Source organism: Sutterella sp., from assembly GCF_030539355.1.
Lineage (GTDB): Bacteria > Pseudomonadota > Gammaproteobacteria > Burkholderiales > Burkholderiaceae_F > Sutterella.
Window position 1 is genome coordinate 1 of the sequence record NZ_JAUNSF010000013.1, and the last position, 24,365, is coordinate 24,365.

20 protein-coding genes and 1 pseudogene are annotated in these 24,365 nt (G+C 65.0%); 11 read left to right on the plus strand and 10 right to left on the minus strand.

What is annotated here, in order from left to right:
- The 4 genes and pseudogenes from Q4F91_RS03825 to Q4F91_RS03840 all read right to left on the minus strand — a co-directional run.
- A pseudogene (locus tag Q4F91_RS03825) lies at positions 1 to 268 on the minus strand (energy transducer TonB); the annotation flags it as partial.
- Positions 228 to 620, minus strand: coding sequence for a TonB system transport protein ExbD (exbD, locus tag Q4F91_RS03830; RefSeq protein WP_303334720.1), 393 nt, complete (start codon positions 618 to 620; stop codon positions 228 to 230). The gene exbD and the pseudogene Q4F91_RS03825, both read right to left, overlap by 41 nt.
- Positions 617 to 1,057 carry a TonB-system energizer ExbB gene (gene exbB, locus Q4F91_RS03835; protein WP_303334722.1) on the minus strand — a complete coding sequence of 147 codons (441 nt, stop codon included), beginning with the start codon at positions 1,055 to 1,057 and terminating at the stop codon, positions 617 to 619. Before exbB ends, exbD begins: the two co-directional genes overlap by 4 nt.
- A 160-nt stretch (positions 1,058 to 1,217) precedes the next feature.
- Positions 1,218 to 3,308: a TonB-dependent receptor gene (locus Q4F91_RS03840; RefSeq protein WP_303334724.1), complete on the minus strand. Its 2,091-nt coding sequence runs from the start codon at positions 3,306 to 3,308 to the stop codon at positions 1,218 to 1,220.
- Positions 3,309 to 3,837: 529 nt separating this feature from the next.
- Between Q4F91_RS03840 and Q4F91_RS03845 the strand changes: the two genes are divergently transcribed.
- From Q4F91_RS03845 to Q4F91_RS03865, 5 genes are all read left to right on the plus strand, one after another.
- Positions 3,838 to 4,887 carry an ABC transporter permease gene (locus tag Q4F91_RS03845; protein WP_303334726.1) on the plus strand — a complete coding sequence of 350 codons (1,050 nt, stop codon included), beginning with the start codon at positions 3,838 to 3,840 and terminating at the stop codon, positions 4,885 to 4,887.
- Positions 4,884 to 5,870, plus strand: coding sequence for an iron chelate uptake ABC transporter family permease subunit (locus tag Q4F91_RS03850; RefSeq protein ID WP_303334728.1), 987 nt, complete (start codon positions 4,884 to 4,886; stop codon positions 5,868 to 5,870). The genes Q4F91_RS03845 and Q4F91_RS03850 overlap by 4 nt, the downstream gene beginning before the upstream one ends.
- Before the next feature lie 8 nt (positions 5,871 to 5,878).
- On the plus strand, positions 5,879 to 6,634 hold the full coding sequence (locus tag Q4F91_RS03855; RefSeq protein WP_303334732.1) for an ABC transporter ATP-binding protein: 756 nt from the start codon (positions 5,879 to 5,881) through the stop codon (positions 6,632 to 6,634).
- A gap of 122 nt (positions 6,635 to 6,756) precedes the next feature.
- A complete protein-coding gene (locus tag Q4F91_RS03860; protein WP_303334734.1) occupies positions 6,757 to 7,731 on the plus strand; it encodes a siderophore ABC transporter substrate-binding protein in 975 nt (324 codons plus the stop codon).
- 14 nt (positions 7,732 to 7,745) lie between these two features.
- Positions 7,746 to 8,762 carry an ABC transporter substrate-binding protein gene (locus tag Q4F91_RS03865; protein ID WP_303334735.1) on the plus strand — a complete coding sequence of 339 codons (1,017 nt, stop codon included), beginning with the start codon at positions 7,746 to 7,748 and terminating at the stop codon, positions 8,760 to 8,762.
- Between the two features lie 96 nt (positions 8,763 to 8,858).
- Here Q4F91_RS03865 and Q4F91_RS03870 read toward each other — a convergent pair whose 3' ends face one another.
- The 3 genes from Q4F91_RS03870 to Q4F91_RS03880 form a co-directional block, all read right to left on the minus strand.
- Positions 8,859 to 10,022, minus strand: a complete 1,164-nt coding sequence (locus Q4F91_RS03870) for a pyridoxal phosphate-dependent aminotransferase (RefSeq protein WP_303334736.1) — start codon at positions 10,020 to 10,022, stop codon at positions 8,859 to 8,861.
- Positions 10,023 to 10,233: 211 nt separating this feature from the next.
- Positions 10,234 to 12,192 (minus strand): hypothetical protein, encoded by a 1,959-nt coding sequence (locus Q4F91_RS03875; protein ID WP_303334738.1) that lies wholly within the window; start codon positions 12,190 to 12,192, stop codon positions 10,234 to 10,236.
- Positions 12,193 to 12,211: 19 nt separating this feature from the next.
- A complete protein-coding gene (locus tag Q4F91_RS03880) occupies positions 12,212 to 15,679 on the minus strand; it encodes a hypothetical protein (protein ID WP_303334740.1) in 3,468 nt (1,155 codons plus the stop codon).
- A 265-nt stretch (positions 15,680 to 15,944) separates the two neighbouring features.
- On the opposite strand from Q4F91_RS03880, the gene Q4F91_RS03885 reads away from it, so the two are divergent.
- The 4 genes from Q4F91_RS03885 to Q4F91_RS03900 all read left to right on the plus strand — a co-directional run bounded on the left by Q4F91_RS03885 (position 15,945) and on the right by Q4F91_RS03900 (position 18,918).
- On the plus strand, positions 15,945 to 16,454 hold the full coding sequence (locus tag Q4F91_RS03885) for a CreA family protein (RefSeq protein WP_303334742.1): 510 nt from the start codon (positions 15,945 to 15,947) through the stop codon (positions 16,452 to 16,454).
- A 2-nt stretch (positions 16,455 to 16,456) separates the two neighbouring features.
- A complete protein-coding gene (locus Q4F91_RS03890; protein WP_303334744.1) occupies positions 16,457 to 16,939 on the plus strand; it encodes a hypothetical protein in 483 nt (160 codons plus the stop codon).
- Positions 16,940 to 17,060: 121 nt separating this feature from the next.
- Positions 17,061 to 17,315: a FeoC-like transcriptional regulator gene (locus Q4F91_RS03895; protein WP_303334746.1), complete on the plus strand. Its 255-nt coding sequence runs from the start codon at positions 17,061 to 17,063 to the stop codon at positions 17,313 to 17,315.
- 421 nt (positions 17,316 to 17,736) lie between these two features.
- Entirely contained in the window at positions 17,737 to 18,918 is a 1,182-nt protein-coding gene (locus Q4F91_RS03900; RefSeq protein ID WP_303334748.1) for an MFS transporter, read from the plus strand.
- A 10-nt stretch (positions 18,919 to 18,928) separates the two neighbouring features.
- Here the strand turns inward: Q4F91_RS03900 and Q4F91_RS03905 are convergent, their stop codons facing one another.
- The 3 genes from Q4F91_RS03905 to Q4F91_RS03915 all read right to left on the minus strand — a co-directional run bounded on the left by Q4F91_RS03905 (position 18,929) and on the right by Q4F91_RS03915 (position 22,929).
- A complete protein-coding gene (locus Q4F91_RS03905) occupies positions 18,929 to 19,375 on the minus strand; it encodes a hypothetical protein (RefSeq protein WP_303334750.1) in 447 nt (148 codons plus the stop codon).
- A 202-nt stretch (positions 19,376 to 19,577) separates the two neighbouring features.
- Positions 19,578 to 21,248 carry a carbon starvation protein A gene (locus Q4F91_RS03910; protein ID WP_303334751.1) on the minus strand — a complete coding sequence of 557 codons (1,671 nt, stop codon included), beginning with the start codon at positions 21,246 to 21,248 and terminating at the stop codon, positions 19,578 to 19,580.
- Between the two features lie 481 nt (positions 21,249 to 21,729).
- The gene (locus tag Q4F91_RS03915) at positions 21,730 to 22,929 is read right to left on the minus strand and encodes an MFS transporter (RefSeq protein ID WP_303334753.1); all 1,200 of its coding nucleotides are present in this window, start codon (positions 22,927 to 22,929) and stop codon (positions 21,730 to 21,732) included.
- 272 nt (positions 22,930 to 23,201) lie between these two features.
- Between Q4F91_RS03915 and Q4F91_RS03920 the strand changes: the two genes are divergently transcribed.
- Both Q4F91_RS03920 and Q4F91_RS03925 read left to right on the plus strand, forming a co-directional pair.
- Positions 23,202 to 23,732 (plus strand): glycine zipper 2TM domain-containing protein, encoded by a 531-nt coding sequence (locus tag Q4F91_RS03920; RefSeq protein WP_303334755.1) that lies wholly within the window; start codon positions 23,202 to 23,204, stop codon positions 23,730 to 23,732.
- 42 nt (positions 23,733 to 23,774) lie between these two features.
- Positions 23,775 to 24,314 (plus strand): hypothetical protein, encoded by a 540-nt coding sequence (locus Q4F91_RS03925; protein WP_303334757.1) that lies wholly within the window; start codon positions 23,775 to 23,777, stop codon positions 24,312 to 24,314.
- Positions 24,315 to 24,365 lie beyond the last annotated feature (51 nt).

Consider the following 24,365-nt stretch of genomic DNA (forward strand, 5'->3'; position numbering starts at 1 on the left):
CCTCGGCCGGCGGCTCCTCGGGCTGGGGCTCGGGCGAGGTCTCGGGCTGCACCGTCTCCGCGGCCATTGCGGCGGGGATGCCGCCGCCCGAGATCTGCGCGAACGAGAGCGAGACCGAGGCGATCTGCCCCGCGGCCTTGTAGGTGAGACCCGGCGCCACCCAGAACACGCCCCAGAGAAGCGGCACATAGACGCAGCAGGCGGCCACGAAGGAGGCGGCCGTGCGCTCAGTGTCCTTCTTTTTCTGTTGCGATGGAGAAATTTTCATGGTTGTGCGCCTTGAAGAGGTCAATCACCTGGATGAAGTGGTCGAACTTCGAGTTCTTGTCGATGCGCAGGAGCACGCGTTCCTCCTGGGGCATGCGGGCGACGAGTTCGCCGATCTCGTCGATCGACATCTTTTCGCCGTCCCAGAAGAACGCGCCCTCGGCGTCGACCTGCACGAGACGCTGCTCGTTGGTCTGCTGCGGCGTCGTGGCGGTCTTCGACTTCGGGAGCTCGATGGAGATCTCGCCCTTGGCGATGAAGGTCGAGATCGAGAGCACCATCGCGAGCAGCACGAGCATGATGTCGATGAAGGGAACGATGTTGAGCGGCTCCTTCTTGGGGATCTCGATCATGCCTGCGCTCCTTCAGGGGCGTTCTGCTCGTCCCAGCGCGAGGAGAGGACGTTGATCTTTCGCTGCAGACCGTTGTAGATGATGAGGGTCGGGATGGCGACGGTGAGGCCGAGCGCGGTGGCCTTCAAGGCGAGCGAGAGGCCCGTCATGATGTCCGACGCATTGATGTTTCCCGACTGGCCCATGTCGTAGAACGTGATCATGATGCCGATCACGGTGCCGAGAAGGCCGACGTACGGGGCGTTGGAATAGATGATGTAGAGGGTGGTCAGGTTGTTCGTGAGCGCCGTGTCGTAGTCGGTCTTCGTCGCGTACTGTTCGGGGCGGCACTTCCTCATGAACATCCAGCGCTCGATCGTGAGCCAGACGGTGATGAAGCCCATCAGGCCGAGAATGAAGAAGATGGCGTAGTCAACGCTTTCCTTGAGCAGTTCCATTTTTAATTTCCTCAGGTAAATGGAAGGGTTCAATGACCGGAGCTTTTTTTTGAGGCTCCTGTTTCTATGGCTTCGGCCCGGCCGGGATTCCGGACGGGCCGAGGGTTCGTTCCGCTTCTCCGCGCGGGGCCTCTTCAGACCTCACGCGGGGCGGGTTTTCTTAGAACGTGTAGTTGTAGGAGAACCAGAGGTTCCGCCCGTCGAGATACTCCTTGTAGAGATTGCCCCAGGTCGTGATCCCGTTGGCAGGATTGTTGTTGACCGCCTCGGTCCATTCGAGGCCCTCGTTCGTCACGTTGTTGAGCGCGATGGCGAAGTGGTGGTTCTTGTTCCAGGTGTAGTTCGCGCCGATGTCGATCTTGGTGTAGTTCTTGTACTTGTCGACGTTGGCGGTGCCCTTGTAGGACTGACGCTCGCTGTCAAGCTTCGTGGTGGACTTCACGTAGACGTTGAGGTCGTTCCAGTCGTAGTCGAGACGCGCGGTGATCGAATGACGCGGCAGTTCGTTCGGGCGCTTGGAATCGGGCCAGGTGTAGTACCTCGAGCTGCGCGTGGTAAGGTCACCCTCAAGGATCTCGGCGTGCGTGTAGGTGTAGCCGCCCTGGAAGCGGAAGCCGTAGAAGCTCTCCGTGTTGAGGAGCAGTTCCACGCCCTTGGCACGGACCTTGCCGTTGTTGATGTCCTGCGTGTCACCGGCATCATTAAGCGTGACGGTGTCAAGCTGATTCTTGAAGTCCGTCCAGAAGACGCCGAAAGTGACATTCATCACACTCGGCACCTGCACGGTGGTCGAGAGCTCCCAGCTCCAGCTTTCCTCGGGTTTCAGATCCGGGTTGCCGTATGCGGTGACACCGCGGCTGACGGAGTAGGCGCCATCGGTGAGTTTCTTGATCGCAGGCGTCTTGTAGCCGTTCGCGACGCCGCCCTTGAAGCTGATGATCTCCGAGGGCTTGTAAACAAGGTAGGCACGCGGCGAGACGTGGGTGCCGAAGATGTCCGACCAGTGCAGACGAGCGCCGGCCGTGGCAATCCACTGCTCGTTGATGAAGTACTCGCCCTCGGCGAAACCGGCGAGCGTCGTCTGATCAAGGTCGATGTCATGCTTGAGACCGCTGACAGTGGTCGACTGGCTGTCGTTGAAGTCCTCGTAGACCGCCTCAAGGCCGGTCTGCAGCATCATGTTTCCGTAGCTGCCGAAATCAAGCGGAGTCTGCAGCTTCGTGTTGAAGGTGTAGCTCGTGCTCTCCATGATCGGGCTGCCTTTCTGTAGCGTCCAGCTTCCGGTCAGATCATCGGAATCGCTCGAATACCGACGGGTTTCCTGAAGTGAGTTGTACTGGAAATACGTGTCAAGGGTGCCGATGTCGTAACGGCCCTGATGGCCGACGACGGCGTTGTACTTGTTCCACCAGCGATAGCTCTTGATCGAGCTGCTCGAGGTGTTCATCGCGCCGCCCTTGTAGCGGGTGTAGTCGGCGTCGAAGTAGAAGTCATTGTTCTGGTCGAACGTCAGGTCAAGGCGACCGCCGATGTTGCCGGTGAAGCCTTCCGTGGGCGAGTGAGCCGCATAGGGATTGGAGTTACTTGAGGTCGGCTTCTTGAGTTCGTAAGCGTCACGCGAGAGATAGCGCGCACGCAGCTGCAGCGAGAGCGTGTCCTCGACGAGCGGAGTGGCGAGCCAGACGTTGGTTCCCCAGCGGTTGCCGTACTTGTCGTCCTCAAAGAAGCGGGTGTAGTCAACGCCGATGGAGCCCGTGAAGCGGTCGACGTGCTTCTTCGTGATGATGTTCACCACGCCGCCCACGGAGTCCGAGCCCCAGACCGTCGAGGCCGGGCCGCGGATCACTTCGATGCGGTCGATGGCTCCCGGCGGCGGCATGATCACGGTCGACGGATCAAAGCCGTTGTTGATCATCGAGCCCGAGGTGTTCTGCTTGCGGCCGTCAATGAGGACGAGGGTATAGCCCGAGTCAAAGCCGCGGATCGAGATCTCCGAGGCGCCCATCTTGTTCTGGGAGATGTCCACGCCCGGGACGTCACCGATCGCGGTGCCGATGTCGATGATCGGCTTCGTGGCGAGTTCCTTCTGGGTGATGACGGAGACGCTCGCGGGCGCCTCGCGCGTGTCCTGGGCATAGCCCGAGGCGGACACGACCGAGGTGTCGAGCGTGGTGTAGCCGTCATCGGCGGCAAAGGCGGAGGTCACGGCCAGCGCGAGCGGCAGCATGACAAGAGCTTTCCTGTTCTGCATTGAGAAAATTTCCGTTGGGATTTCAATGCCTTCGGAAGACGCTGAGTCGCGGCCGGGCTCCGTATTCCCTTCCGCTGCGCGTGCCCCGAAGACACTGAAGAGGTTTGATCTGAGAGTTGAGTTCCCCGGGGCAGAGCAAGACTTAGCTTTCCCTGAGGAGCACGGCCGAATACTACCCAAGGCGAACAGGAACGATTCTCATGTAAGTAAGTGTCCGTTCAAACCTACACAACTTTTTTACAATTTGAAATATTCATATTTTTCAATGCGTTAGATGCAAAATAGTTCAAAAACTATAGTCTCTTTGTAAAGATCTCTTTACACTCACTTTTCCTTAGGATTCATTGAGTTCACTGATTTTTCTGTAAATTCTTCATTTGCGATCGTTAAGTTTTGTAAGGCTAACGTAACACACGATTGCGAGAAGCGTTCTCATTAGCGTTCGTTAGGCAGAATGTTGCGATCTGCGGTTCGTCTCCCGAGAACGGGATCAGACGGACCGTCTTCGCACGTCTTCACAACAGTCCTAATGACCAGATCCACCGTCGTTCTTCTCGTCCTGACGCTCATCGTGAGCGCAGCCTCGCTCTTCGTGGGCGCGGCCGACGTGACGCTCGGCAGCCTCCTCTCGGGCCACACCGAGTCGCTTGAGGTCATGCTGATCTCGCGCCTCCCGAGACTTCTCGCGATCCTCTGCACCGGCATGGGCATGAGCATCGCGGGCCTCATCATGCAGCAGCTCTGCGCGAACAAGTTCGTCTCCCCGACCACGGGCGCGACGATCTCGTCGGCGCAGCTCGGCATCCTGATCGCCCTTCTCTTCATGCCCGACTCGACGATCTGGTCGCGCGCGGCGTTCGCGTTCCTCACCTCGATCCTCGGCACCTGGGTCTTCGTCTGGTTCATCCTGCGCATGCCGATGAAGGATCCGGTGATGGTGCCGCTGATCGGCATCATGTTCGGCAACGTGATCGGCGGCACCACGAACTTCCTCGCCTTCAAGTTCGACATGACGCAGGCGCTCTCGACCTGGCTCGTGGGCCACTTCTCGCTCGTGCTGCGCGGCAACTACGAGCTCGTCTACCTCGTCGTTCCGCTCATCGCGATCGCCTGGTTCTACGCAAAGTGGTTCAACATCGTCGGCATGGGCCGCGACTTCTCGAAGAACCTCGGCGTCAACTACACCTTCGTCCTCTTCGCCGGTCTCTCGATCGCCGCGATGATCACCGCGAGCGTCGTCACCGTCGTGGGGAGCGTCTCCTACCTCGGCCTCATCGTCCCCAACCTCATCGCCATCTTCAAGGGCGATGACCTGAGGGCGACGCTCGCCGACACCGCGCTCTTCGGCGCGCTCTTCGTGCTCGTCTGCGACCTGATCGGGCGCATGCTCATCGCACCCTACGAGCTCCCGATCGAGCTCATCATCGGCACCGTCGGCAGCCTCGTCTTCATCGTCCTCATCTTCTACCGGCTGCGCTTCGGCCGCCGCTCGATGAACCGCGACTCGCTCCTCGAGCTCTTCGGTCTGAAGCGCGCGTCCGAGACCAGGCACGCCTGCCCCGCGGAGGCCGTGAAATGAACGCGCCCGCCATTCAGAATGCCGTGAATCCGCGCCGCCGCCGGCTCATGTTCGCAATGACGGGCCTCATCGCCGTCACGCTCGTCGCCGCGGCCCTCTACCAGTTCGCCTTCGTCAATCCGAAGTTCTTCAGCTATGCGATGAACCTGCGCGCGCCCCGGCTCGCCGTCATGCTGATCGCGGGCTTCGCGATCTCCGCGGCGGCGATCGTCTTCCAGACGATCATCCGCAACAACATCGTGACGCCGTGCCTGCTCGGCATGAACTCGCTCTACCTCCTCATTCACACGGCCGTGGTGTTCTTCCTCGGGTCGGGAAGCGAGTTCGCGACGAACCCCGTGATGGCGTTCGCGGTCGACATCGTGCTGATGGGCGTCATCGCGACCTTCATCTACTACACGATCTTCCAGAAGACGGGCGGCAACGTCCTCTACGTGCTCCTGATCGGTACGGTGCTCTCCACCTTCTTCTCGAGCATGCAGAACTCGCTCACGCGCATCATGGATCCGAATGAATACGATGCGCTGCTCAATTCCCTCGTCGCGAGCTTCACCAACGTCAACCTCGCCTGCATCATCCCGGGCGTGGTGCTTCTCGCCGCGATCGCACTGTGGCTGAGGAAGGATCTCGCGATCCTCGACGTGATCAGCCTCGGGCGCGACCAGGCGATCAGCCTCGGCGTCGACTACGAGCGGACGCTCCGCCGCCTCATGGTGGGCGTGGCCCTCTACATCGCGGTCGCCACCGCGCTCGTGGGGCCCCTCTCCTTCCTCGGCCTCATCACCGCGAACATCTCGCGCCAGCTCTTCCGCACGTACCGCCACACGTGGCTCATCGCGGGCGCGTCCTTCGCCGGCATGTTCATCCTCGCCGCGGGCCAGTTCCTCGTTGAGCACGCCATGACCTACACCGTTCCCGTCTCCGTCTTCGTGACGATCGGCGGCGGCGTGTACTTCCTCTACCTCATCCTCACCCAGAAGTGATCACCTCCATGCTCAGCATCCGGAATCTCAGGAAAACCTACGAGAACCAGACCGTCGTCGACGACGTGTCGCTCGAATTTCCCCACGGCAAGGTGATCTCGATGATCGGCCCGAACGGCGCGGGCAAGTCGACCGTGCTCGGCATGGTCGCGCGCCTCATCGCCCGCTCGTCGGGTCTCGTGGAGTTCCAGGGCCGCGACATCACCCGCTGGGAGAGCCGCGAGCTCGCGCGGCACCTCGCCATCCTCACGCAGGCCAACACCGTGCAGATGAAGCTCACCGTGCGCGAGCTCGTCGCCTTCGGCCGCTTCCCGCACTCGGGCTCGAACTTGTCGAAGTCCGACTGGGAGATCGTCGACCGCTCGATCAGGTACATGGAGCTCGAGGCCTTCTCCGAGCGCTTCATCGACGAGATGTCGGGCGGCCAGCGCCAGCGCGCCTTCATCGCGATGGTGCTCGCGCAGGACACCGAGTACGTGCTCCTCGACGAACCGACGAACAACCTCGACATCTATCACGCGACGCAGATGATGAAGCTCGTGCGCCGGCTCTGCGACGAGCTCGGGAAGACCGTGATCCTGGTGCTCCACGAGATCAACCTCGCCGCCTTCTACTCCGACTACATCTGCGCCTTCAAGGACGGCCGCATCGCCGCCTGGGGGACCGTGGACGAGGTCATGACCGCCGAGACGCTCAAGTGCATCTACGGCGTCGACTTTGAGATTCACCGCATCGACGGGCGTCCGCTCGCGATCTTCCACTGAACACCACCAAAAGAGACAGATTTCCCTTTCTTATCCGGTGATTCACTTCCGGTGACCTCCTCCTTGGGGGCCCTGCGGAACCTGAAGTGAGCCCGACATTCATTTCAAGGAACGAAGAGAAAATGAACTTCTCGCTCACCCGCCGCACGCTCGGCACCGCGCTTGCCGCCGCGCTCGCGGTCACCCTCCTCCCCGGCGCCGTCGCTGACGCGTCCGCCGCCGAGACCGTCACCGTGAAGAGCCTCAACAGCAAGAACCAGCCGATCGAGGTCACGGTCCCGAAGAACCCGAAGCGCATCGCCGTCGCCGACTACGCGGTGCTCGACACCCTCGACCACTGGGGTCTCGCGGGCGACCGCGTCGTCGCCCTCACGAAGGGCACGAAGCTCCCGTACCTCCCGCAGTACTTTGAGAAGGGCGGCAAGGCCAAGGACATCGGCACGCTCAAGGAACTCGACCTCGAGGGCCTGATGGCGAGCGAGCCCGACGTGATCTTCATCTCCGGCCGTCTTGCCAAGAAGTACGACGAACTCTCCCAGATCGCGCCGGTGGTCTTCATGACGACCGACCACAACAAGGGGACCTTCCAGAGCTTCTCCGAGAACTCGATGAACCTCGCGAAGATCTTCGGGAAGGAAGCCGAGGCCAAGGCCGACATCGAGCACTTCCAGGGCCGCATCGAGAGAATCCGCGAGAAGTCCGCCGGCAAGACCGCGATCGTGAGCCTCGTGACGAGCGCCCACGTGAACCTGCTCGGCACCAAGGCCCGCTGCGCCATCATCAGCAACGAGTTCGGCTTCAAGAACGTCGCCGAGGACGCCAACGCCAACCACGGCAACGAGGCCTCCTTCGAGCTCCTTCTCAAGCTCAACCCCGACTACTTCTTCGTCCTTGACCGCGACTCCGCGATCGCCCGCCCGGGCGCGAAGCTCGCGAAGGACGTGCTCGCCAACGAACTCGTCGACCGCACGAAGGCCAAGCAGGAAGGCCACATCGTCTACCTCACGCCCTCCGCGTGGTACCTCGCCGAAGGCGGCTACCACTCGATGAACGTGCAGTTCACCGACGTCGAGAAGGCGCTCGGCATCGCTGAGTAATGGAGGTACGGAACATGATGCTTACGCGCAGAACCCTCGCGGGCTCGGCCCTCGCCGTCGCCTTCACCGCCTCGCTCCCGCTCACCGTGCTCGCCGCGCAGAAGCTGACGGTGAAGTCCGTGGGCAGCGACCGCAAGGTCTCCGAGGTCGAGCTCCCCGCGGACCCGAAGCGCATCGCCGCACTCGATCCTTCGGTGCTCGAGAACCTTCAGTTCCTCGGCGTCGGCGACCGCGTCGTCGCGGCCGTCCGCCCCGAGACGCTCTCCTGGCTCGCGCCCCTTCCCGCCGGCGCCGTCACAATCGAGAGCATGAAGACCGTGGACGTCCCGGCCGTGAAGGCGACGAACCCCGACGTGATCTTCATCTCGGGCCGCATCTCGCGCGCCGCGGCCGAGTTCTCGGCCGTCGCCCCGACCGCCTGCCTCGTCGTCGACTACGCGCGCGGCGCCTGGGCGACCTACACGGAGAACCTCACGGCGCTGGCGCGCCTCTTCGGGCAGAACGCCGAGGCGAAGGCGAAGGATGCGCTCGCCCGTGACGAGAAGCGCGTCGCCGCGATCAAGGCGAAGGCCGCGGGCGAGAAGATTGCCATCCTCATGATGATCGGCGGCAGTGTCTTCCCGCTCGCCGACGGCGGACGGTGCTCGCTCCTCACCGACGCCCTCGGCTTCGTCAACGTGAAGCCCCGCCCGACGGAGCCCGCCGAGCCGAGGAAGAAGGGCCCGGCCCCGGGCGAGCGCAAGAAGCCCACCGACGCCGAGATCGCCGCGGGCAACCGCAAGACGTTCGAAGCGCTCCGCGACCTCGCTCCCTCGCGCATCTTCGTCCTCAACAAGGACGCCGCCGTGGGCGTCAAGGGCGCGAAAGCTTTTGCCGACGCCGTGAAGGACGATCCGGTCTGGGCGGCTCTGCCCGCCGTGAAGGCCGGCCGCGTCACCGAGCTCACGGGCTCGGCCTGGTACCTGGGCGAAGGCGGCGTCGCCTCGACCGGCCGCATGCTCGCCGACGTCGAGAAGGCGCTCGGCCTCTGAGCCCCCGCAGCCTGATCCTTCAGGCAGGCTGAATCAAAACGGCCGTTCCGGAACTTCTCCGGGGCGGCCGCTTCGTTCTTCAGAACTGCTGCCGAATTACTTCTGCAGGATGCTCACCTTCGAGAGGCGGTTGATCGCGTCCTCGAGCACGCGGTCGTCGCCCTTGGCGAAGTGCAGACGGATGTAGCGGTTCTCGGGCTCGCGGAAGAAGCTCGAGCCCGGGACGGCGCCGAGCTTCACCTTCTCGGCGAGGTCGAGGCAGAACTGGTAGTCGTCGTCATAGCCGAACCTGCTGATGTCGACGAGCACGAAGTACGTGCCCTCGGGCTTGAAGTACCTGAGGCCGAGCGAGTCGAGGCCGGAGAGGAAGAGGTTGCGGCGGTGCGTGTACTCGGCCTGGAGCTGCTCATAGTAGTCGTCGCCGAACCTGAGGCCCACGACGGCGGCCTCCTGGAGCGGCGCCGCGGCGCCCACCGTGAGGAAGTCGTGGACCTTGCGGACGCGGTCGAGCGGCTCCGCGGGGCCCATCACGTAGCCGAGGCGCCAGCCCGTGATCGAGTAGGTCTTCGAGAGCGAGTTGCAGATGATCGTGTGCTCGCGCATGCCGGGGAGCGCGGCGAAGTGCGTGTGCACCGCCGGCGCGTAGATGATGTGCTCGTAGACCTCGTCGGTGATGACGAAGGCGTCGAACTCCTTCACGATCGCGGCGATTTTGAGGAGCTCCTCGCGCGTGAAGACCTTGCCCGAGGGGTTCGAGGGATTGCAGAGGATGAGGGCCTTCGCACCGGCGCGGAAGGCGGCGCGTAGCTCCTCCTCGTCAAAGGCGAACGTGGGGGGCTTCAACGGCACGAAGATCGGCTCGGCGCCCGAGAGGATCGCGTCCGCGCCGTAGTTCTCGTAGAAGGGCGAGAAGATCGCGACCTTGTCGCCGGGGTTCACGGTGGCGAGCACCGCGGCCATCATGGCCTCCGTGCCGCCGCAGGTGACGGCGACCTCGCTGTTCGGGTCGTACTCAAGACCGCTGAAGTGCTTCACCTTCTCGCAGAGCGCCTCGCGGAAGTTCTGGGCGCCCCAGGTGGTGGCGTACTGATGCGGGCCCTCGTGGGCGACCTGCGCCAGGCGGTCGAGCATCGGCCTGGGCGGGTTGTAGTCGGGGAAGCCCTGCGCGAGATTGAGCGCGCCGTACTGCGCGCACACGCGGCTCATGCGGCGGATCACGGAATCGGTGAAGGTGCTGCTGCGGTTCGAGAGGGTGATCATTTTTCTGTCTTTCCTCTTGCAAAGTTGGAATGAATTCCTCCGGACCCAAGCGCCCTGATCCGGGGGCGGGCGCGGCGGTCCGGCTGTGTTCTGTGTCTATCCGATCGATTATTGACCCGGCGGGGACGGCCGGCCCGCGGCCGCAGGTAATACCTTGGCGGAGATCAAGGGCGACTGGGGCAAGTGAGGCAGGGGTCTGCGCCGCCGGCGCTCAGCCCTCGCGGGAAAGGCGCTCAATCGCGGCGAGGAGCGACTGGCCCACGCCCTCGGAGTCCCAGGCCTCGAGCAGGAACCCGGGACCGCAGGAGAGGCCGGGCGCGCCCTCGACGAAGGGCGAGAGCGTGCGCTGCCGCGGGACGCCCTCCGCACGGGCGCTCTCGTTGCCGCACAGCAGCCACAGCCCTTCGAGGCGGCCGTTCTCCTCGCTGGGGCGGATCGAGAAGAGGTACTTCCAGACGAGCGACGGCGTCTCCTCCTCGAGCACGGTCCTGAGCTTCGAGTACTTCGCGTCGGCGATGAACCAGAAGCGGCGGGGGCCGACACGCAGCTCGATCAGGTAGTCGGGCGTGTAGTAGGGGTTCGCGACGGGCTGGAGCTGCCGGCCGCTCGCGGCCTCCTCCGTCTCGCTAGTCAGCGAATAGTTCGTCACGCGCACGAGCCCGATGTCGTTCTCGCCCGCGTGCTCCCCGGCGGAGATCACGGGCTGGTAGAAGACGCGGATCGAGCGGTCCTGCGAGCCGTCCCCGGGAACGAAGAGGAAGGTGTTGGCGTCCGGCGCGCGGTCGACGCCCTGCCCCGGCGCCTGGTAGTAGCAGCGCTGCGCCTCGGTGAAGCGCCAGCCGAGGTTCTCGATGCCCTCGATCATGCGGAAGAGACAGAAATACTCGTAGAGACGGCTCCTGCCGAAGCCCGTGAAGAGCATCTCGGCCTCGGCGAGCTTCAGCTGCGGCTCCCGGTGCCAGGCGCGCATCGCCTCGTAGAGCATGCGGTAGGGCGCGATGCCGAGGAAGATGTTCGTCGCCCTCGCGGGCCAGATCGGCTTCGGATCCCGGATCTCAAGCGCCTCGGCGTAGGAGAGGCACGCACGCCGGATGCGCTTCTTCATCGCCTCGAACTCGGCAAGAGCGTCCTCGAGATGCCTCGCGGAAAGCTTGATGATAGCCGAGGCCGACGAGCGGTAGCGCCCGTCGGCGCTCGCCTCGTTCCCGTAGGACACACCCGAGAGGACGCTCTCGAAGAGCGCGGCCTCGGCCGTGACCCGCTTCTCAAGGTCCTTGAGGAACCCCGCGATCACCTGGTGCTCATAGATGTTGCGGCTTCTCGCCGTGGTGCGCACGAGCGTGTGGCGCGGCAGCCAGTTGCGGCCGCCGAAGCGGATGCCCGTGCGGGGGCCCGCCGAGGGCGTGAGCTCCTCGGGGTGCTCGACGATCCAGTTGACCGTGCGCGCGGAAAACTCGCGCAGGCGCTCGACGGGCCCGGACTCCCAGCGGTCCACCGGCTTGCAGCGGGCGTTGGAGCGGAAGAACGGGAACTGGCTCTCGAAGATGTTGAGGAGATTCCGGAGGGCCTCGAGACGGCGCCTCACCGAATCCGTCTGGCGCGTGCGGTCCGCCTCACGCTCACGGAGACGCCTGCCCTTGTTCTCCTCCCCTTCCGCGGCTCCGCGCGTACCGATCGCCATGAAGCTCCCGTAGTGCGAGCAGACGTAGCTCCCCATGCGCGAGAGGTTCTCATATATCGGGCCGTCGGGATACACCACGAGTAGCGGCGGCGGGAACGCGTCGAGCACCCAGGAGTAGTCCTGGGCGTTGAACCTGATCTCGAGCTGCGCGAATCCGAAGACGTCGGCGAAGGGGGCCGCACTGAACTCCCGGCGCAGCCGGAGCTTCACGGGAGCGCCCTCGACGGAAGCGTCCTTGACGGGGTCAAGCGGCACGACTCCCGAGGCGATCACCCTGCCGTCGAGCGAGACGTTGATGACGGTGAGCGCAGGGAACGGAAACCCCGCGATCTCCATCTCGTAGCCCGCGTCGGAATAGACGCTCGGCATCGGCGAACTGAGGACCTCGGAGGTGATCAGCATCTTCCCGGCGCGCAGCGGCAGCCGCAGCGGGTCGCTCTCGCGCCCGCCGTCGGCCGTCCTGCGGTAGAGAAGAAGTACCTCTTCCATGAGGAAGTCCCGGACGCGGTCAGAAGAAGTTGTAGCAGTCCATCGACTGCTCGCCGTCGGCGATGATCTTCTTCAGGTGCTCCGCGGTGCGGATGAGTCTGAGCTTCTCCGCGGTCTCGAGGAGCCGTGCGAGCGTGTCGCCGTACTTTTCGCCCGTGCCGTTGACGAGCGGCAGCAGCCGCTGCGAGACCACGAAGTCGGCCGCAGCGGCGCCGGGCTGTTGCTCGTCCGTGGCCTCGAAGACGCGCAGCGCCGCGTTCATGTAGCGCACGGTCGCGCGCTGCGCGCGGGCCGAGAGCGGGGAGCCGAGTTCGCCGAAGATGTCCGCGACCTCGCGGACGCCGTAGAGATCCTCAGGCAGACCGGTCCGGTTCTGAGGATCGAAGAGATCCGTGAAGTTCTTCCAGGAGACGATCTCGACGGGCGTCGCCTTGCTCTCCTCGGCGGCGAGGTCGATCGATCCGGTCTCGGGGAGTGTGATGATCGACGTGCGGTCGATGAGGCGCGGCGAGAGCGCCTCGGTCGTGTGGTCGGAGTTCATCGTCGCGAGGAACCGGAGCGTGTCCGGAATGGCCGAGCGGCGGCGGTCGCCGAGCGAGATCGTCGTGAGCGGGCCGCGCTCGTCGCAGACGCTCATGAAGTCCGCCCAGTAGTATTCCATAGGCGACAAGTTCGCCTCGTCGAGGAGCATGATCTCGGGCAGAACCTTCACGTTCGCGCGGGCCTCGGCGTCAAGCTGCCCGAAGGCCTCCCAGCGCGCCGGATCCGGGCACTCGAAGGTCTTCGTGAGCGGGTTCCAGTAGCCGAGGAAGTCGCGCTTCGAGGTCCAGCCGCGCTCGACCGTGACCGAGATGAAGCGGTCGATGTCCTCGGGCGAGCGCCAGAGGCCGGCCTTGCCCGGAATGGCCGCCGCGAGCCCCGTGAGGCCGAGCGAGCGCGCGAGGATGCGGCAGATCGAGGTCTTGCCCGAGCCCGGGGGGCCGGAGAAGACCGTGAGGAAGTTCTGCGCGAGCGAGATCCAGAGGTTGAGGATGTCGTTCGTCGAATAGTTGCGCGTCTCGCGCACCGAGCGGACGAGGTAGTCGCGCAGGTCCGCGCCGGCGAGCTTCGAGAGGGGAATCGAGTTCACGGCCTCGACGCGCGCCCTGATGTCGGCCGCGTCGCGGTCGGCGGTCCAGGCGGCCGCGGCCTCAAGAAGCTTCGCCGAGATCGCGCCGTCAAACGCGTAGTCGCTCGCGTTCTCGACGGCTTTCTTCAGCTTCCCGTCGATCGCCTCGACCTCGCGGCTGTAGCCCTCGAGATAGTTCCTGCAGCCGGCGGCCTTCTCGGCGAGCTCAGCCACCTCGGCCTCGAGCGCGGCCTTCTGCGCCTTGAGAGCGGCGGTCTTCTCCTCGAGACGCTGACGGGCCTCGGTCTCGCGGGCCTTGATGTCGGCATCGAGGCGCTTCGAACGTTCGCGGAGCTCCTGGCAGATCCTCTCGGCTTTCTCGCGATCCTCGCGGCTCTTCTTCTTCTCGCGCTCGCACTGCTGCTGCACCGCACGGTAGCTCGAGATCCTGCCGAGGAGCTTGGGGTCGCGCGCGTAGGACTGCGCAACGGCCTCGAAGAACTTTCCCTCGGTGAGCTGCGAGCGCTCGACCGTCTTCCAGACGAGCCGGCTCACGTCGTCGTAGGCCTCCTCGCTGATGCACTCGTGGGCGAAGATTCGCTTCAGGCGCTCGACACGCGCCGCGCGGACCTCCGGACGGCTCGAGAAGAGCTTCGTGTAGTCGGAGACGCGCTCGATCCAGTCCTTGATGTGCTTGCGCTCCGTGCCGCCGGCGCCGGCGGCCTCGGCGAAATGCCTGAGAAGCGCGTCGTCGGAGTAGACGTCGAAGTCCTGCTGCTTGAGCGCCGAGGCGTCGAGCAGGCAGATCTCCGTGTCCTTCCAGGCGTCGCCCTCGCTGCGCACGCTCGTCTCGACGCGCTGCAGCTTCGCGCCCCTGCCGGAGAAGCCCTGCACGATGCCGTCGTTCGAGCCGGTCTGCGCCTTGACGTAGGGGCGGTGCGAGGAGTCCTCGTAGAGCGTCCAGGGACCGTAGTAATTGCCCTTGTGGGCGAGGAGAACCGGAATGCCCGCCGCGCCGGGAATCGGGGCCGAGAGGGCCTCGTTCCTCGCGTAGCGCACGTAGATCATCCTGCCGAAGTCGACCTCCCCGTCCACGGGGAAGACGACGAGCCAGACGCGGAAATCAGCGGCGCTGTGGATCTGGCTCTTTCTCACCAGATCCTGATAGTCCGCGCCGAACTCGAAGTCCGTGCGGGGAGCGCCAGCGGTGAAGTTGCGCTGCAGGTCGGTGCCGTTGGAGACGTTGCTGTCGAGGTCGACGACGTAGAGGGCGTTCTCCCTCAGGTCCTTGCGCGGCAGCGAATTGAGCGTGACCGAGCCGCGGCTCGGGAAGCGCTCGCGCAGTTCGGCGGGCGAGAGCTGGATGAAGTTCCACCCCGACCACTTGCCCGTGATGAAGAAATTGTTGAAGGGATCGTTGCGGCGGAGGTAGCCCACCCAGCGCTCGCAGCCGGGCCGGAGCGGCGGGAACTCGACGGCGTCGGCCCGCGTGGGGTCGCCGGCGATGACGTGCAGGTCATTCGACGCGACAGCGGCGGCGGGCTCGGCGGGAGCGGCGACGGCGGGCTCGGCAGGCTCGGACTGAGCAGCCGGGGCGGCCTCGGGCGCGGAAGCTTCCGGAGCTGCCGGTGCCGCGGCAGGCGCGGCCGGAACTTCCGCGGCCTCGGGAGCGGCGGCCTCGGCCTGAGAGGCGGGAGCAGGCGCCTCGATCGAAGGCTCGGCCTCGGCGGGCACGGCGGCGGGGTCGGCAGCGGCAGGCTCGGCCGCACCGGTCTCAGACTCGGCGGGAGCGGCAGCCTCGGTTTCGACGGAAGCCGCGGGCGCATCAGCCGTCTCCGCGCCGGCCGCTTCCCCGGCTTCCTCCTCGGGAGAGCCGAGACAGGCCTCCTTTAAGGCGTCCTCGATGTCGAAGATGCCGTCCTTCCTCAGCAGCCGGAAGAATTCCAGTCCGTCCTTCGCGAGCGAACCGTCCGGATTGAAGAGCCCGGGATTGTCACTCCACTTGGTGAAGATCAGAAACCGGCGCAGATCGGGACATGCCTTCGCCGCCTGGAAGCAGAGTTCACGCATGAACTCGGGGCTTTCCTCGGGCTGCGACTCACGAAGTTTGTCAAACTTGTCCTGGAGTTCGTCCCTGAGCTTTCTGGCCTCCTTGCTCCCCGGCTCCGCAAACTTGCAGAGAATCTCCTCCTGACCGGGGAACGTCCCTCTCGCGAGCCCCTGCGACACGTATTTCAAAACCGGCGAGCCCTTGCTGAAGTTGTCCACGCGGAAACCGCCGCGGGCGTTGCGCAGAGACTTCGTGAGTATTTTCCTGAAAGACGCCCTGCTGTCCTTGGGCAGGGGGAGAAAGTATTCAATAAGCTTCTGAGCGATCATGGCGCGGCCTGAGGGGGAGTTGGAAGCGTCCCGGAGGCGCTGCGAAAAGCGGGCGCCGGACGATCCGGACAATGAAACTTGTTAAGTTTAAAGGTTACAGACTCATTTCGCCGCGCCCTCCCGGCGCGGCGCGGGCTGCGACATCCGCTTACACGGAATCGAGCCGGCGCACGCCGTCGGGAACGGCGCGTTCTGTAAGATTGATCCCTCGGGGAGACTGATCCATTGGGGACCAGAAGAGCCCCGTCCGGGAGGAACCACTGCCATGAAAACCGCCTTTCGCCTGCCTCGCGCCGCCGCCGTCGCCGCGGCCGCCCTTTCCGCTGTGATCGCGCTCACGGGCTGCTCCGAGAGCGAGGTGGCCGACGTCTCGCTCGGTCTCCTCACCTTCAAGAACATCAAGCTCGACGCCTTCGTCGATCCGGAGATCCCGGGCGTCACCTGCCACGTGGCAAGCATCGACTCGCCCCTTGAGATCTCCGACCCGTCGGAGAGCTCCGTCTCCTGCCGACAGACGGGAGACATCACCCCGGCGATGATCGCCGGCATCGACAAGTCCCGCGACGGCGTCGTGATCTTCACCCGCTCGAAGAGCATCTTCTTCAAGTACATGAAGATCCGCCGCATCTTCGATGCCGAGAACCAGACGCTCATGTACGTCTCCTACTCAACGAAGGAGATCACGGGCAGCTTCAAGCACAGCCTCTCGACCGTGCCGCTCTGGGGCACCTCGGCCTACGTCAAGCAGCTCCCCGCGGCGCCGAAGGCCGAGTGACGATGCCTGATCTCAAGGATCTGGGGCAGTTCGGGTTCAGAGTGACGGAAGTGCCGACCCGGGACGGCTCCAGGGCGTACGTCGTCCGCAGCCCGCTCACCATCTTTGACTGCCCGGTGGAGGCTTTTTTCCAGGAAGCCGCCGGCGAATTCCGCTTTTTCGATGAAGGCTTCAATCTCCACAGCCTGCAGTCGCGCGGGATCCGCCCTGATGACATCTGGGAGGTTCTTGAAAGCAATCTTGGCAGGCTCGGAGTCACTCTGAACCCTGACGGCGAGATCAGCTACACCACGAAAGCCGCGTTCGAACCCGCTCTTGCCCATTTCATGCTTTCGATCGCCATGATCGATGAGTGGCTTGAGGTCCGCTTCTGCCATGGACGAACCCGTGAGGAACAGCTGGCCCGGAACGCCGCCGCTTACAAAGTCAGTCATCCCCGGGACAGGATTCCTCCGGATGCCGTCGCTCCCTTTGCGGAACGCTGAACGGGCGGATCAGTTGAGAACGCGCCTCATTTTTGCTGAGGCGCTAGAATCCCGGGCATCAACTCTCCCGGCCGGGGCCGCCGCCCCGGCCGTCCTTCGAATTCCCAGAGGACCCCCAACCATGATCAACGTCAAGGATGTCCGTGCGCTCATCGCCGAGCGCCCCGGCGTGACCCTTCGTGACCTCTCCTGGCACTTCAAGGTCTCGCCCGTGATGATGGAACTGATGCTCGACAAGCTCATCGAGCGCGGCGACATCGAGAAGTTCAACCCGCCCGCCTGCTGCGGCGGCGACTGCGGCTGCCACGACGAGGGGCATCCCAAGGCCTACCGCCTCACGTTTGCCGCGCGCCAGGCGCTCGCCGCCCGCGGCTGATCGATGATTGCGCCGGGAATTTCACCCGCGAAAAATTTCACGGTTAACAATTGGTAACGAATTCAATTTGCCGTGGGCGGAGCTTCCGGGCATAATTCGTTCTCGTTGTGGTTCCGGCGGGTTCTTTCGTTCCTCAGGCCGGACAGGCTCCGAAGAGCAAGTCGCTGGCGGGAGGCCGCACGGATGCCGATCAAAAGCATCTGAGCTTTCTCAGAAAGAGTCGTCCTGACCGCGAGGAAAACCCTCCGACAACCGCAATACGAACACTGCAAAGGGTATGACCGATCACTGGTCGTGCCCTTTTTTGTTTTCCCGCGGCGCCCCCGGCGGACCGGAGTGGGCGCATAATGCGCGCTCTGACAAGCTCCGGGTTAACCCGGATATCCCCTCCCTTTCCCTGAAGTCCGGTCCTCCTCCCGCCATGATCCCGAAGCACGTTCTCGCGCTCTCCCTCGGCACCCTTGCGCTCGGCATCGCCGAGTTCGCGATGATGAGCATTCTGCTGCCCGCAGCGGAGGGGCTCGGCGTCTCCGTCCCGGAGGCCGGGCACTTCATCTCGGCCTACGCGACCGGCGTCTGCGCGGGCGTGGCGCTGATGGTGACGGTGGCGCGCGGCATGCCGCTCAGAACGCTCCTCCTCGTGATCGTCGGGCTCATCTGCGCGGGCAACGCCCTCACGATCCTTGCGCCGGACTATCACCTGATGATCGTCTCGCGCTTCATCGCGGGTCTGCCGCACGGGGCATTCTTCGGCGTGGGCTCGATCGTCTGCACGCAGCTCGCGGCCCCCGGCCGGGCCTCGCGGGACGTGTGCCTGATGGTGGCCGGCATGACGGTCGCGAACCTCGCGGGCGTGCCGCTCTCGAGCTTCCTCGCCTGGGCGGTCTCCTGGCGGTGCGCCTTCGCGATCGCCGCGGTGCTCGCGCTCGCGGTCTTCGCCGCCGTCCGCCTCTGGGTGCCGCCGCTGCCGGCGCTCCCGAACAAGGGGTTCGCCGCGCAGTTCCGCTTTCTCACGCACTTCGAGCCCTGGCTCGTCTTCGGCGCGATCGGGCTCGGCAACGGCGGCTTCTTCGCCTACTACTCGTACGTCAACCCCGTGATGGAGCACGTGGCCGGGATCCCGGCCTCGATGATGTCGGTCGTCATCACCGTGGCGGGCGCCGCGATGGTCTTCGGCAACCTCTTCTGCGCGCGGCTCTCGTCGCGCTTCTCCGACCCCGCGCTCGCGGCGGCCGGCCAGGGGACGCTCTTTCTCGGGCTCGTCGCCCTCTTCTTCGTCGCCCAATGGGCTCCGGCGGCGGTGGCGCTCACGGCGCTCGTCGCGGGCTGCGTCTTCTTCATCTCGGGCCCCGAGCAGGTGATGGTGCTCGAGAACGCGAAGGAGGGCAAGCTCCTCGCCGCGGCCCTCGCGCAGTGCTCCTTCAACGCGGGCAACGCCATCGGCGCGTGGCTCGGGGGCCTCCCCATCGAGTCGGGCGAGCCCGCGAACTGGGCGGCGCTTCCCGGCATCTTCCTCGCACTCGCGGGCTTCGGGCTCCTCTTCGCGAAGTGGCTCATCCACTCGGCGCGCAGACGCGAGCGCCGGGCGGCAAGGGCGGAATAAAGTGGGCTGATCAGCCTTCGGAAGGCTTCTTTTCCTCAGCGGCCTTCTTTTCCTCGGCGGCCTTTGCGAGCTCCGCGGCCGCCTTCTCCTCGGCGATCCTCGCGCGGGCCTCGGCGCGCTTCTGCCTGGCCTCGACAAAGAGCCGCACCGTGTCCCAGTTCACGACGAACATGAGCGCCACGACAGCGAGGCCCTGGAAGATCCAGGCCGACCAGGCGAAGACGGTCGTCGTCGTGGCCGACCCCCAGAAGGCGAGGAAGAATTCCTGCGCGCCGGCGCCGGTCGTGAAGGCGTGGACCGCGAGCAGCAGGAGCGAGACGCCGTAGCAGCACCAGGCCGCGCGCATCGCGCGCTTCTGCCCCTCCCACTTGAGCGGCCTCAGCCTCAGGATCATCAGGATGATCACGGGGATGAGGAAGGGACTCGCGATGATGAGGGTGCTGAGGATGAACTGCATGGTCTTGTGCGGGTTTTCTGGGGAGGCGGCGCCGGGGGATCCCGGCGGCCGGAGCGGATTTTACGGGATGGGCCGGGCCTGGGCAGGAAATCCGGACAAGGAAACGCCCCGGACTCCTTCAAGGAGAACGGGGCGCGAAGCGGATTCACCTTGTCAGGAGCGTCCGGCCCCGGAGGTCCGGGAACGCATCCTGTCAGAGGAATCAGGCCTTTTCAGCCTTGGGCGTGCTGATGAGCTTGCCGACGCAGTGGTAGACCACGAGGAGGGCGAGAATGATCAGCGCGAAGGCGACGATCATCTGGAGGCCGCCGACCATGAACACGAACGTGCCGTCGGCGATCTGGCGGAAGATCTTGATGAGCGACTGCACGAGCGCGGTCATCGTGACGATGAACATGAAGGTCATCGGGATGTAGAGCATCCAGCCCTTGCGGCCGGTGGCCTTCAGGAACACGGCGAGGCCGGTGAGCACGAGCGCGGCGAGCAGCTGGTTCGCGGAGCCGAAGAGCGGCCAGACGGACATGTAGCCGGCGAGGCAGAGCGCGTAGCCCGCGACCAGGGTGATGACGGTCGAGACGACGGTGTTCATGAAGAACTTCTGGATCGGGCTGGCCTTCTGACCCTCGGACGGGGTGAAGAACTCCTGCAGCGACATGCGGCCGATGCGGGCCACGGCGTCAACCGAGGTCAGAGCGAGGGCGGAGACGCACATCGTCAGGATGCACTGGGCGATGTTGGTCGGGACGCCGAAGATCTCCGTGAGGAAGCCGGCGACCGAGGCCGAGAAGGTCTGGAACGGGGTGCCGGCGGGCAGGACGCCGTTGCTGGCGGCCGCGCAGACGACGACGAGCGAGACGATGCCGAGGACGACCTCAATGCACATCGAGCCGTAGCCGACGAGGCGCATGTGGGTTTCGTTCGCGATCATCTTCGACGACGTGCCCGAGCTCACGAGCGAGTGGAAGCCGGAGACGGCACCGCAGGCGATCGTGACGAAGAGAATCGGGAAGAGGTCGAGGTTCTTGACTTCCCAGCCGACGAAGGCGGGCATGTTGAGCGTCGGGTTCTGGATGAACACGCCGAGCACGCCGCAGATGATCATGCCGATCAGGAGGAACATCGAGAGGTAGTCGCGCGGCTGCTTGAGGAGCCACATCGGGCAGACCGAGGCGGCGAAGAGGTACGCGAAGACGACGTAGCGCCAGGTCTCACGGTCGAGGTAGAGCGGGAACATGATGCCGAGGGTCATCATGACGACCATCAGAATGACGCCGACGACGAACTGGAAGCCGCCGCTCGGACGGATGAACTTCATGAAGCAGCCGAAGGCGACGGCGCCGACCATGTAGATCATGGAGATCGAGGCCGCGGCGGCGTTCGGCATGATCTGCGAGCCGTCCTTGGCGAAGCCGTTGAAGGTGCCGGCGACCATGTCGCAGAAGGCGGCGATCACGAGGAGCGTGAAGAGCCAGCAGAAGAAGAGGAAGAGGCGGCGGCCCGTGCGGCCGATGTAGGCCTCAATGATCATGCCGATCGACTTGCCGCCGTTCTTGACGGAGGCGTAGAGGGTCGTGAAGTCCTGGACGGCGCCGAAGAACACGCCGCCGACGAGCATCCAGAGCAGAGCCGGGAGCCAGCCGAACATGGCCGCGATGATCGGGCCGGTGACCGGGCCCGCGCCCGTGATCGAGGTGAACTGGTGCGCGAACACTGTCCACTTGTTGGCGGGAGCGTAGTCACCGCCGGACTTCTCCATGGCCGGAGTCGGCCTCTTGGGATCGATCCCCCAGGTCTTCTCGAGCCAGCGGGCATAGCCGAAATAGCCGCAGGCAAGGACGACCAGAGCGATCAGCATCATTGTCAGACCGTTCATTTTGTCTGAATTCCTTGTAGTTATTGAAAAAAGTTGGATTGTTCCGGGTCCGGTGCGGGGACCATAGGGAGAGAGAAACGTCCCCGAAGCATCAGACAGTTAAGCCGCGGACGGCGGGACCCGTCGCGGCATTAGGCGAATACTACGGATGAGGCACAAGGAAAGCAAATGCAACTTTGAGCTTTGAGATTCCCTTGCATACTGATTTTTATAGATTCATGGTTGCAAGATCGTTTCACTCGCTCAAAACAGCAAGCATGCTCTGAAGGATGCGTCAACACGTATAAGCAGAACACCCTATAGGACTTTCCCCACCAGCAACTCTGATCGTCTCGCAGAAGCAAATTTTCGGCAGATTCGGAAAGAATTCCGCCCCTTTCGAGGAGATTCCGTGGGTTGGTTTCGCAACCCGTCCGTTTTCGCTTGATCCTGGATCTGCAGGAACCGCGGGTATTGCAGAAAAATGACGGCCGTTTACAGCTCAGAGTGTCCTGCGGCGGGCGGCGAGGAGCCCCGCGGCGGCCCAGAGCACGATGACGAGCGCGAAGAACGCGAAGGAGGCACCCCAGCCGCCCGTGCCCTCGAGGAGCACGGCGAAGACCCAGGGGCCGAGCCCGGCGCCGAGGTAGCCGATGCCTTGGGCCATACTCGAGATGCCGAGCATGCGGCGCCCGTCCGGGGACTTCCCGGCCATCAGGAGAAACGCCGCCGAGAGCATCGCTCCCTGCGAGGCGCCCGCGGCGACGGACGCGGGGAGCATCCAGGGGCCGCCCGCGAGCCAGCCGGCGAAGCCCGCGAGGTACGTGACCGAGAGAAGGATCTCGGCCGCGACCTCATTTCCGACCAGGCGGAAGAACCGCGCCGTGAACATCGAGGCCGGAAGGCCCGAGAAGAGGAAGACGAAGATCCAGACGCCCGTCTCCGCGGGGCTCATGCCCTGCCGCTGCCACCAGACGGGCATCCAGGCCGCGGCGGTGTAGATGAGGAGCGACTGCAGGCCCATCACCGCGGTGAGGCACCAGGCAAGGGGCTTGCCGAAGAGTTCGCGCAGCACGCCCCGCCCGTCCGTCCCCGGAGCGGGACCTCCGGCCGTCAGACCACGCGAGCCCGCGGCCCAGAGGAGCGCCGCGGCGAGCGTCGCCGCCGCCCAGAAGCCGAAGGGCCCGGCGAGCGTTCCCGCGAGACCGAGGAGCGGCGCCGACAGCAGCCCGCCCGCGGCGCCCGAGAAGCCGATCATGCCGGTGTAGAGGCCCATGCGGGAGCCGATTTTTCCAGGCCAGGCGGACTTCACGACGACGGGCGCCATGACGTTCAGAAGCGCGATGCCGGCGCCGATCATGAGGGTTGCGGCGAGGAGCACCGCGTAGCCTTCGACCAGGCGCAGCGCCGCTCCTGCCGAAAGTATGAGGAGCGCGGCGAGCATGCCGCGCGCGAGGCCGCAGCGCCGCACGAGCGCGGGCGCGAGGAAGGAGAAGCCGCCGAAGGCAGCGACGGGGAGCGCCGTGATGAGTCCGTAGGCGGCGAGGTCCGCCCGGGCCCACTCGCGGACGGCCTCGGCCACCGGCCCCACGGCCGTGACGGGCCCTCGCATCACGAAGGCGGCGAAGAGGAGCGCCGCGAGCAGCAGCCCCCCGGCGGGGGCTGCGGAGGCCGCGTCATGCGCGGAGGCGGACGAATTCATTGGGTGAAGTCTCGAAAAAGCCACGCCGGAGGCAGGCGGGCGGCGGTTCGAAAAGACGGAAAAATCAAGAAAATGTATGGCGGTGACGTGATTCGTTACCTTTCACGCCGCCCCCGGGCTCAATGCCGTCGGAGGCTGCGCTATTGTTACCATCAGTGAAGAATTTTGCTCCGCGGCCCCGGCCGCGGGAAGCCCGGAGCGCCCGCTCCCTTCCCTCCTTGAGGGGGAAGACCGGCGGCGGGGCTCCGTAAACAAAGAAGGAAATAACGAAAATGACAAGGAACGCTACGCTCACCGCCGCCGCGGTCATCTCGGCCGCCCTCGCCCTCGGCGGCTGCGCCAATGACGGTGCGCTGTACCGCGCGGACACCTACACGGCCGGTCAGGTGAACCGCGTTCAGGAGGTCAACACGGTCGAGATCATCGGCATCGCCCCGGCGCGCGTCGCCGTCTCGAACCAGAGCAACCGCCAGACCGCCCAGATCGCCGGCGCCGTGCTCGGCGCCATCGCCGGCGCCGCCATCGGCAGCCACAACAACCACTCGGGCCATGCCCGTGCCCTCGGCGGCGTCGCCGGCGGCGCGGTCGGCGCGCTCGCGGGCGACGCCATCGCCGGTCCCGACACGACCTACACCGACGGCGTGCAGATCACCTTCAAGAACGCCGGCGGCCGCGTGCTGCAGACCGCCCAGGTCGGCCGTCCGTGCGAATTCAAGTACGGCACCGCCGTGATGGTCTCGCCCACCCCGGCCGAGGCCCGCATCCAGCCGAACAACCCGTACGGCTGCGGCACGGCGCAGTGACTGACTCCGCGCATGTGACCGTTTCCTGAGGAATTTACTGAAATGCTGAAGAAATCTTTCACCCCTGCCGCGCTCGCCCTTTCGATCGCCGCGGCGCTCCTCGCCACGGGCTGCTCGTCGACCCGCATGAACCCCTCCGCGCTCCCTCCGGGAACGTCGCAGATGAATCCTGCGCAGGCTGAGTACAACACCCAGGCGATCGAGGCCGCCACCCGTCAGATGCAGGACGAGGCCCGTGCGAAGGAGGCCGCCCGCGCCGCCGCCGCCGAGCAGGCCGCCAAGGCCAAGGCCGCTTCCGAGGCGAAGGTCCGCGAGCAGAACGCCCGCGCGGCCCGCGTGCGCGCCGAGCAGAAGGCCGCCGCCGACAAGGCGAAGGCCGAGCGCCAGGCGAAGCTCAACGCCTACGAGGACAAGGCCCGCGAGCTCGAGATCGAGATGAAGCAGCTTGACGTCGACGCCCGCCGCGCCGAGGTCGAGGGCGTCACCGCGGACAGCAAGGCCCGCTCCGAGCTCGCCCGCGACCGCGCCCAGCTCGAGCTCGAGCGCACCCGCGCCGAGATCGACAAGCTCCGCAAGGAGTGACCGCTCGGCTTCACTCCTGAAGTGACCGCCTGAAGAAGAGCGCCGCCCGGT

What these genes read in the sequence shown, in the direction of transcription:
- Q4F91_RS03855 (WP_303334732.1), top strand. Translation starts at nt 5,879, where the DNA reads ATGCTCAGCATCCGGAATCTCAGGAAAACCTACGAGAACCAGACCGTC.
- Q4F91_RS03915 (WP_303334753.1), bottom strand. Translation starts at nt 22,929, where the DNA reads ATGAATTCGTCCGCCTCCGCGCATGACGCGGCCTCCGCAGCCCCCGCC.
- Q4F91_RS03910 (WP_303334751.1), bottom strand. Translation starts at nt 21,248, where the DNA reads ATGAACGGTCTGACAATGATGCTGATCGCTCTGGTCGTCCTTGCCTGC.
- Q4F91_RS03840 (WP_303334724.1), bottom strand. Translation starts at nt 3,308, where the DNA reads ATGCAGAACAGGAAAGCTCTTGTCATGCTGCCGCTCGCGCTGGCCGTG.
- Q4F91_RS03870 (WP_303334736.1), bottom strand. Translation starts at nt 10,022, where the DNA reads ATGATCACCCTCTCGAACCGCAGCAGCACCTTCACCGATTCCGTGATC.
- Q4F91_RS03895 (WP_303334746.1), top strand. Translation starts at nt 17,061, where the DNA reads ATGATCAACGTCAAGGATGTCCGTGCGCTCATCGCCGAGCGCCCCGGC.
- exbB (WP_303334722.1), bottom strand. Translation starts at nt 1,057, where the DNA reads ATGGAACTGCTCAAGGAAAGCGTTGACTACGCCATCTTCTTCATTCTC.
- Q4F91_RS03905 (WP_303334750.1), bottom strand. Translation starts at nt 19,375, where the DNA reads ATGCAGTTCATCCTCAGCACCCTCATCATCGCGAGTCCCTTCCTCATC.
- Q4F91_RS03860 (WP_303334734.1), top strand. Translation starts at nt 6,757, where the DNA reads ATGAACTTCTCGCTCACCCGCCGCACGCTCGGCACCGCGCTTGCCGCC.
- Q4F91_RS03925 (WP_303334757.1), top strand. Translation starts at nt 23,775, where the DNA reads ATGCTGAAGAAATCTTTCACCCCTGCCGCGCTCGCCCTTTCGATCGCC.
- Q4F91_RS03885 (WP_303334742.1), top strand. Translation starts at nt 15,945, where the DNA reads ATGAAAACCGCCTTTCGCCTGCCTCGCGCCGCCGCCGTCGCCGCGGCC.
- Q4F91_RS03875 (WP_303334738.1), bottom strand. Translation starts at nt 12,192, where the DNA reads ATGGAAGAGGTACTTCTTCTCTACCGCAGGACGGCCGACGGCGGGCGC.
- Q4F91_RS03850 (WP_303334728.1), top strand. Translation starts at nt 4,884, where the DNA reads ATGAACGCGCCCGCCATTCAGAATGCCGTGAATCCGCGCCGCCGCCGG.
- Q4F91_RS03865 (WP_303334735.1), top strand. Translation starts at nt 7,746, where the DNA reads ATGATGCTTACGCGCAGAACCCTCGCGGGCTCGGCCCTCGCCGTCGCC.
- Q4F91_RS03890 (WP_303334744.1), top strand. Translation starts at nt 16,457, where the DNA reads ATGCCTGATCTCAAGGATCTGGGGCAGTTCGGGTTCAGAGTGACGGAA.
- Q4F91_RS03880 (WP_303334740.1), bottom strand. Translation starts at nt 15,679, where the DNA reads ATGATCGCTCAGAAGCTTATTGAATACTTTCTCCCCCTGCCCAAGGAC.
- Q4F91_RS03900 (WP_303334748.1), top strand. Translation starts at nt 17,737, where the DNA reads ATGATCCCGAAGCACGTTCTCGCGCTCTCCCTCGGCACCCTTGCGCTC.
- Q4F91_RS03920 (WP_303334755.1), top strand. Translation starts at nt 23,202, where the DNA reads ATGACAAGGAACGCTACGCTCACCGCCGCCGCGGTCATCTCGGCCGCC.
- exbD (WP_303334720.1), bottom strand. Translation starts at nt 620, where the DNA reads ATGATCGAGATCCCCAAGAAGGAGCCGCTCAACATCGTTCCCTTCATC.
- Q4F91_RS03845 (WP_303334726.1), top strand. Translation starts at nt 3,838, where the DNA reads ATGACCAGATCCACCGTCGTTCTTCTCGTCCTGACGCTCATCGTGAGC.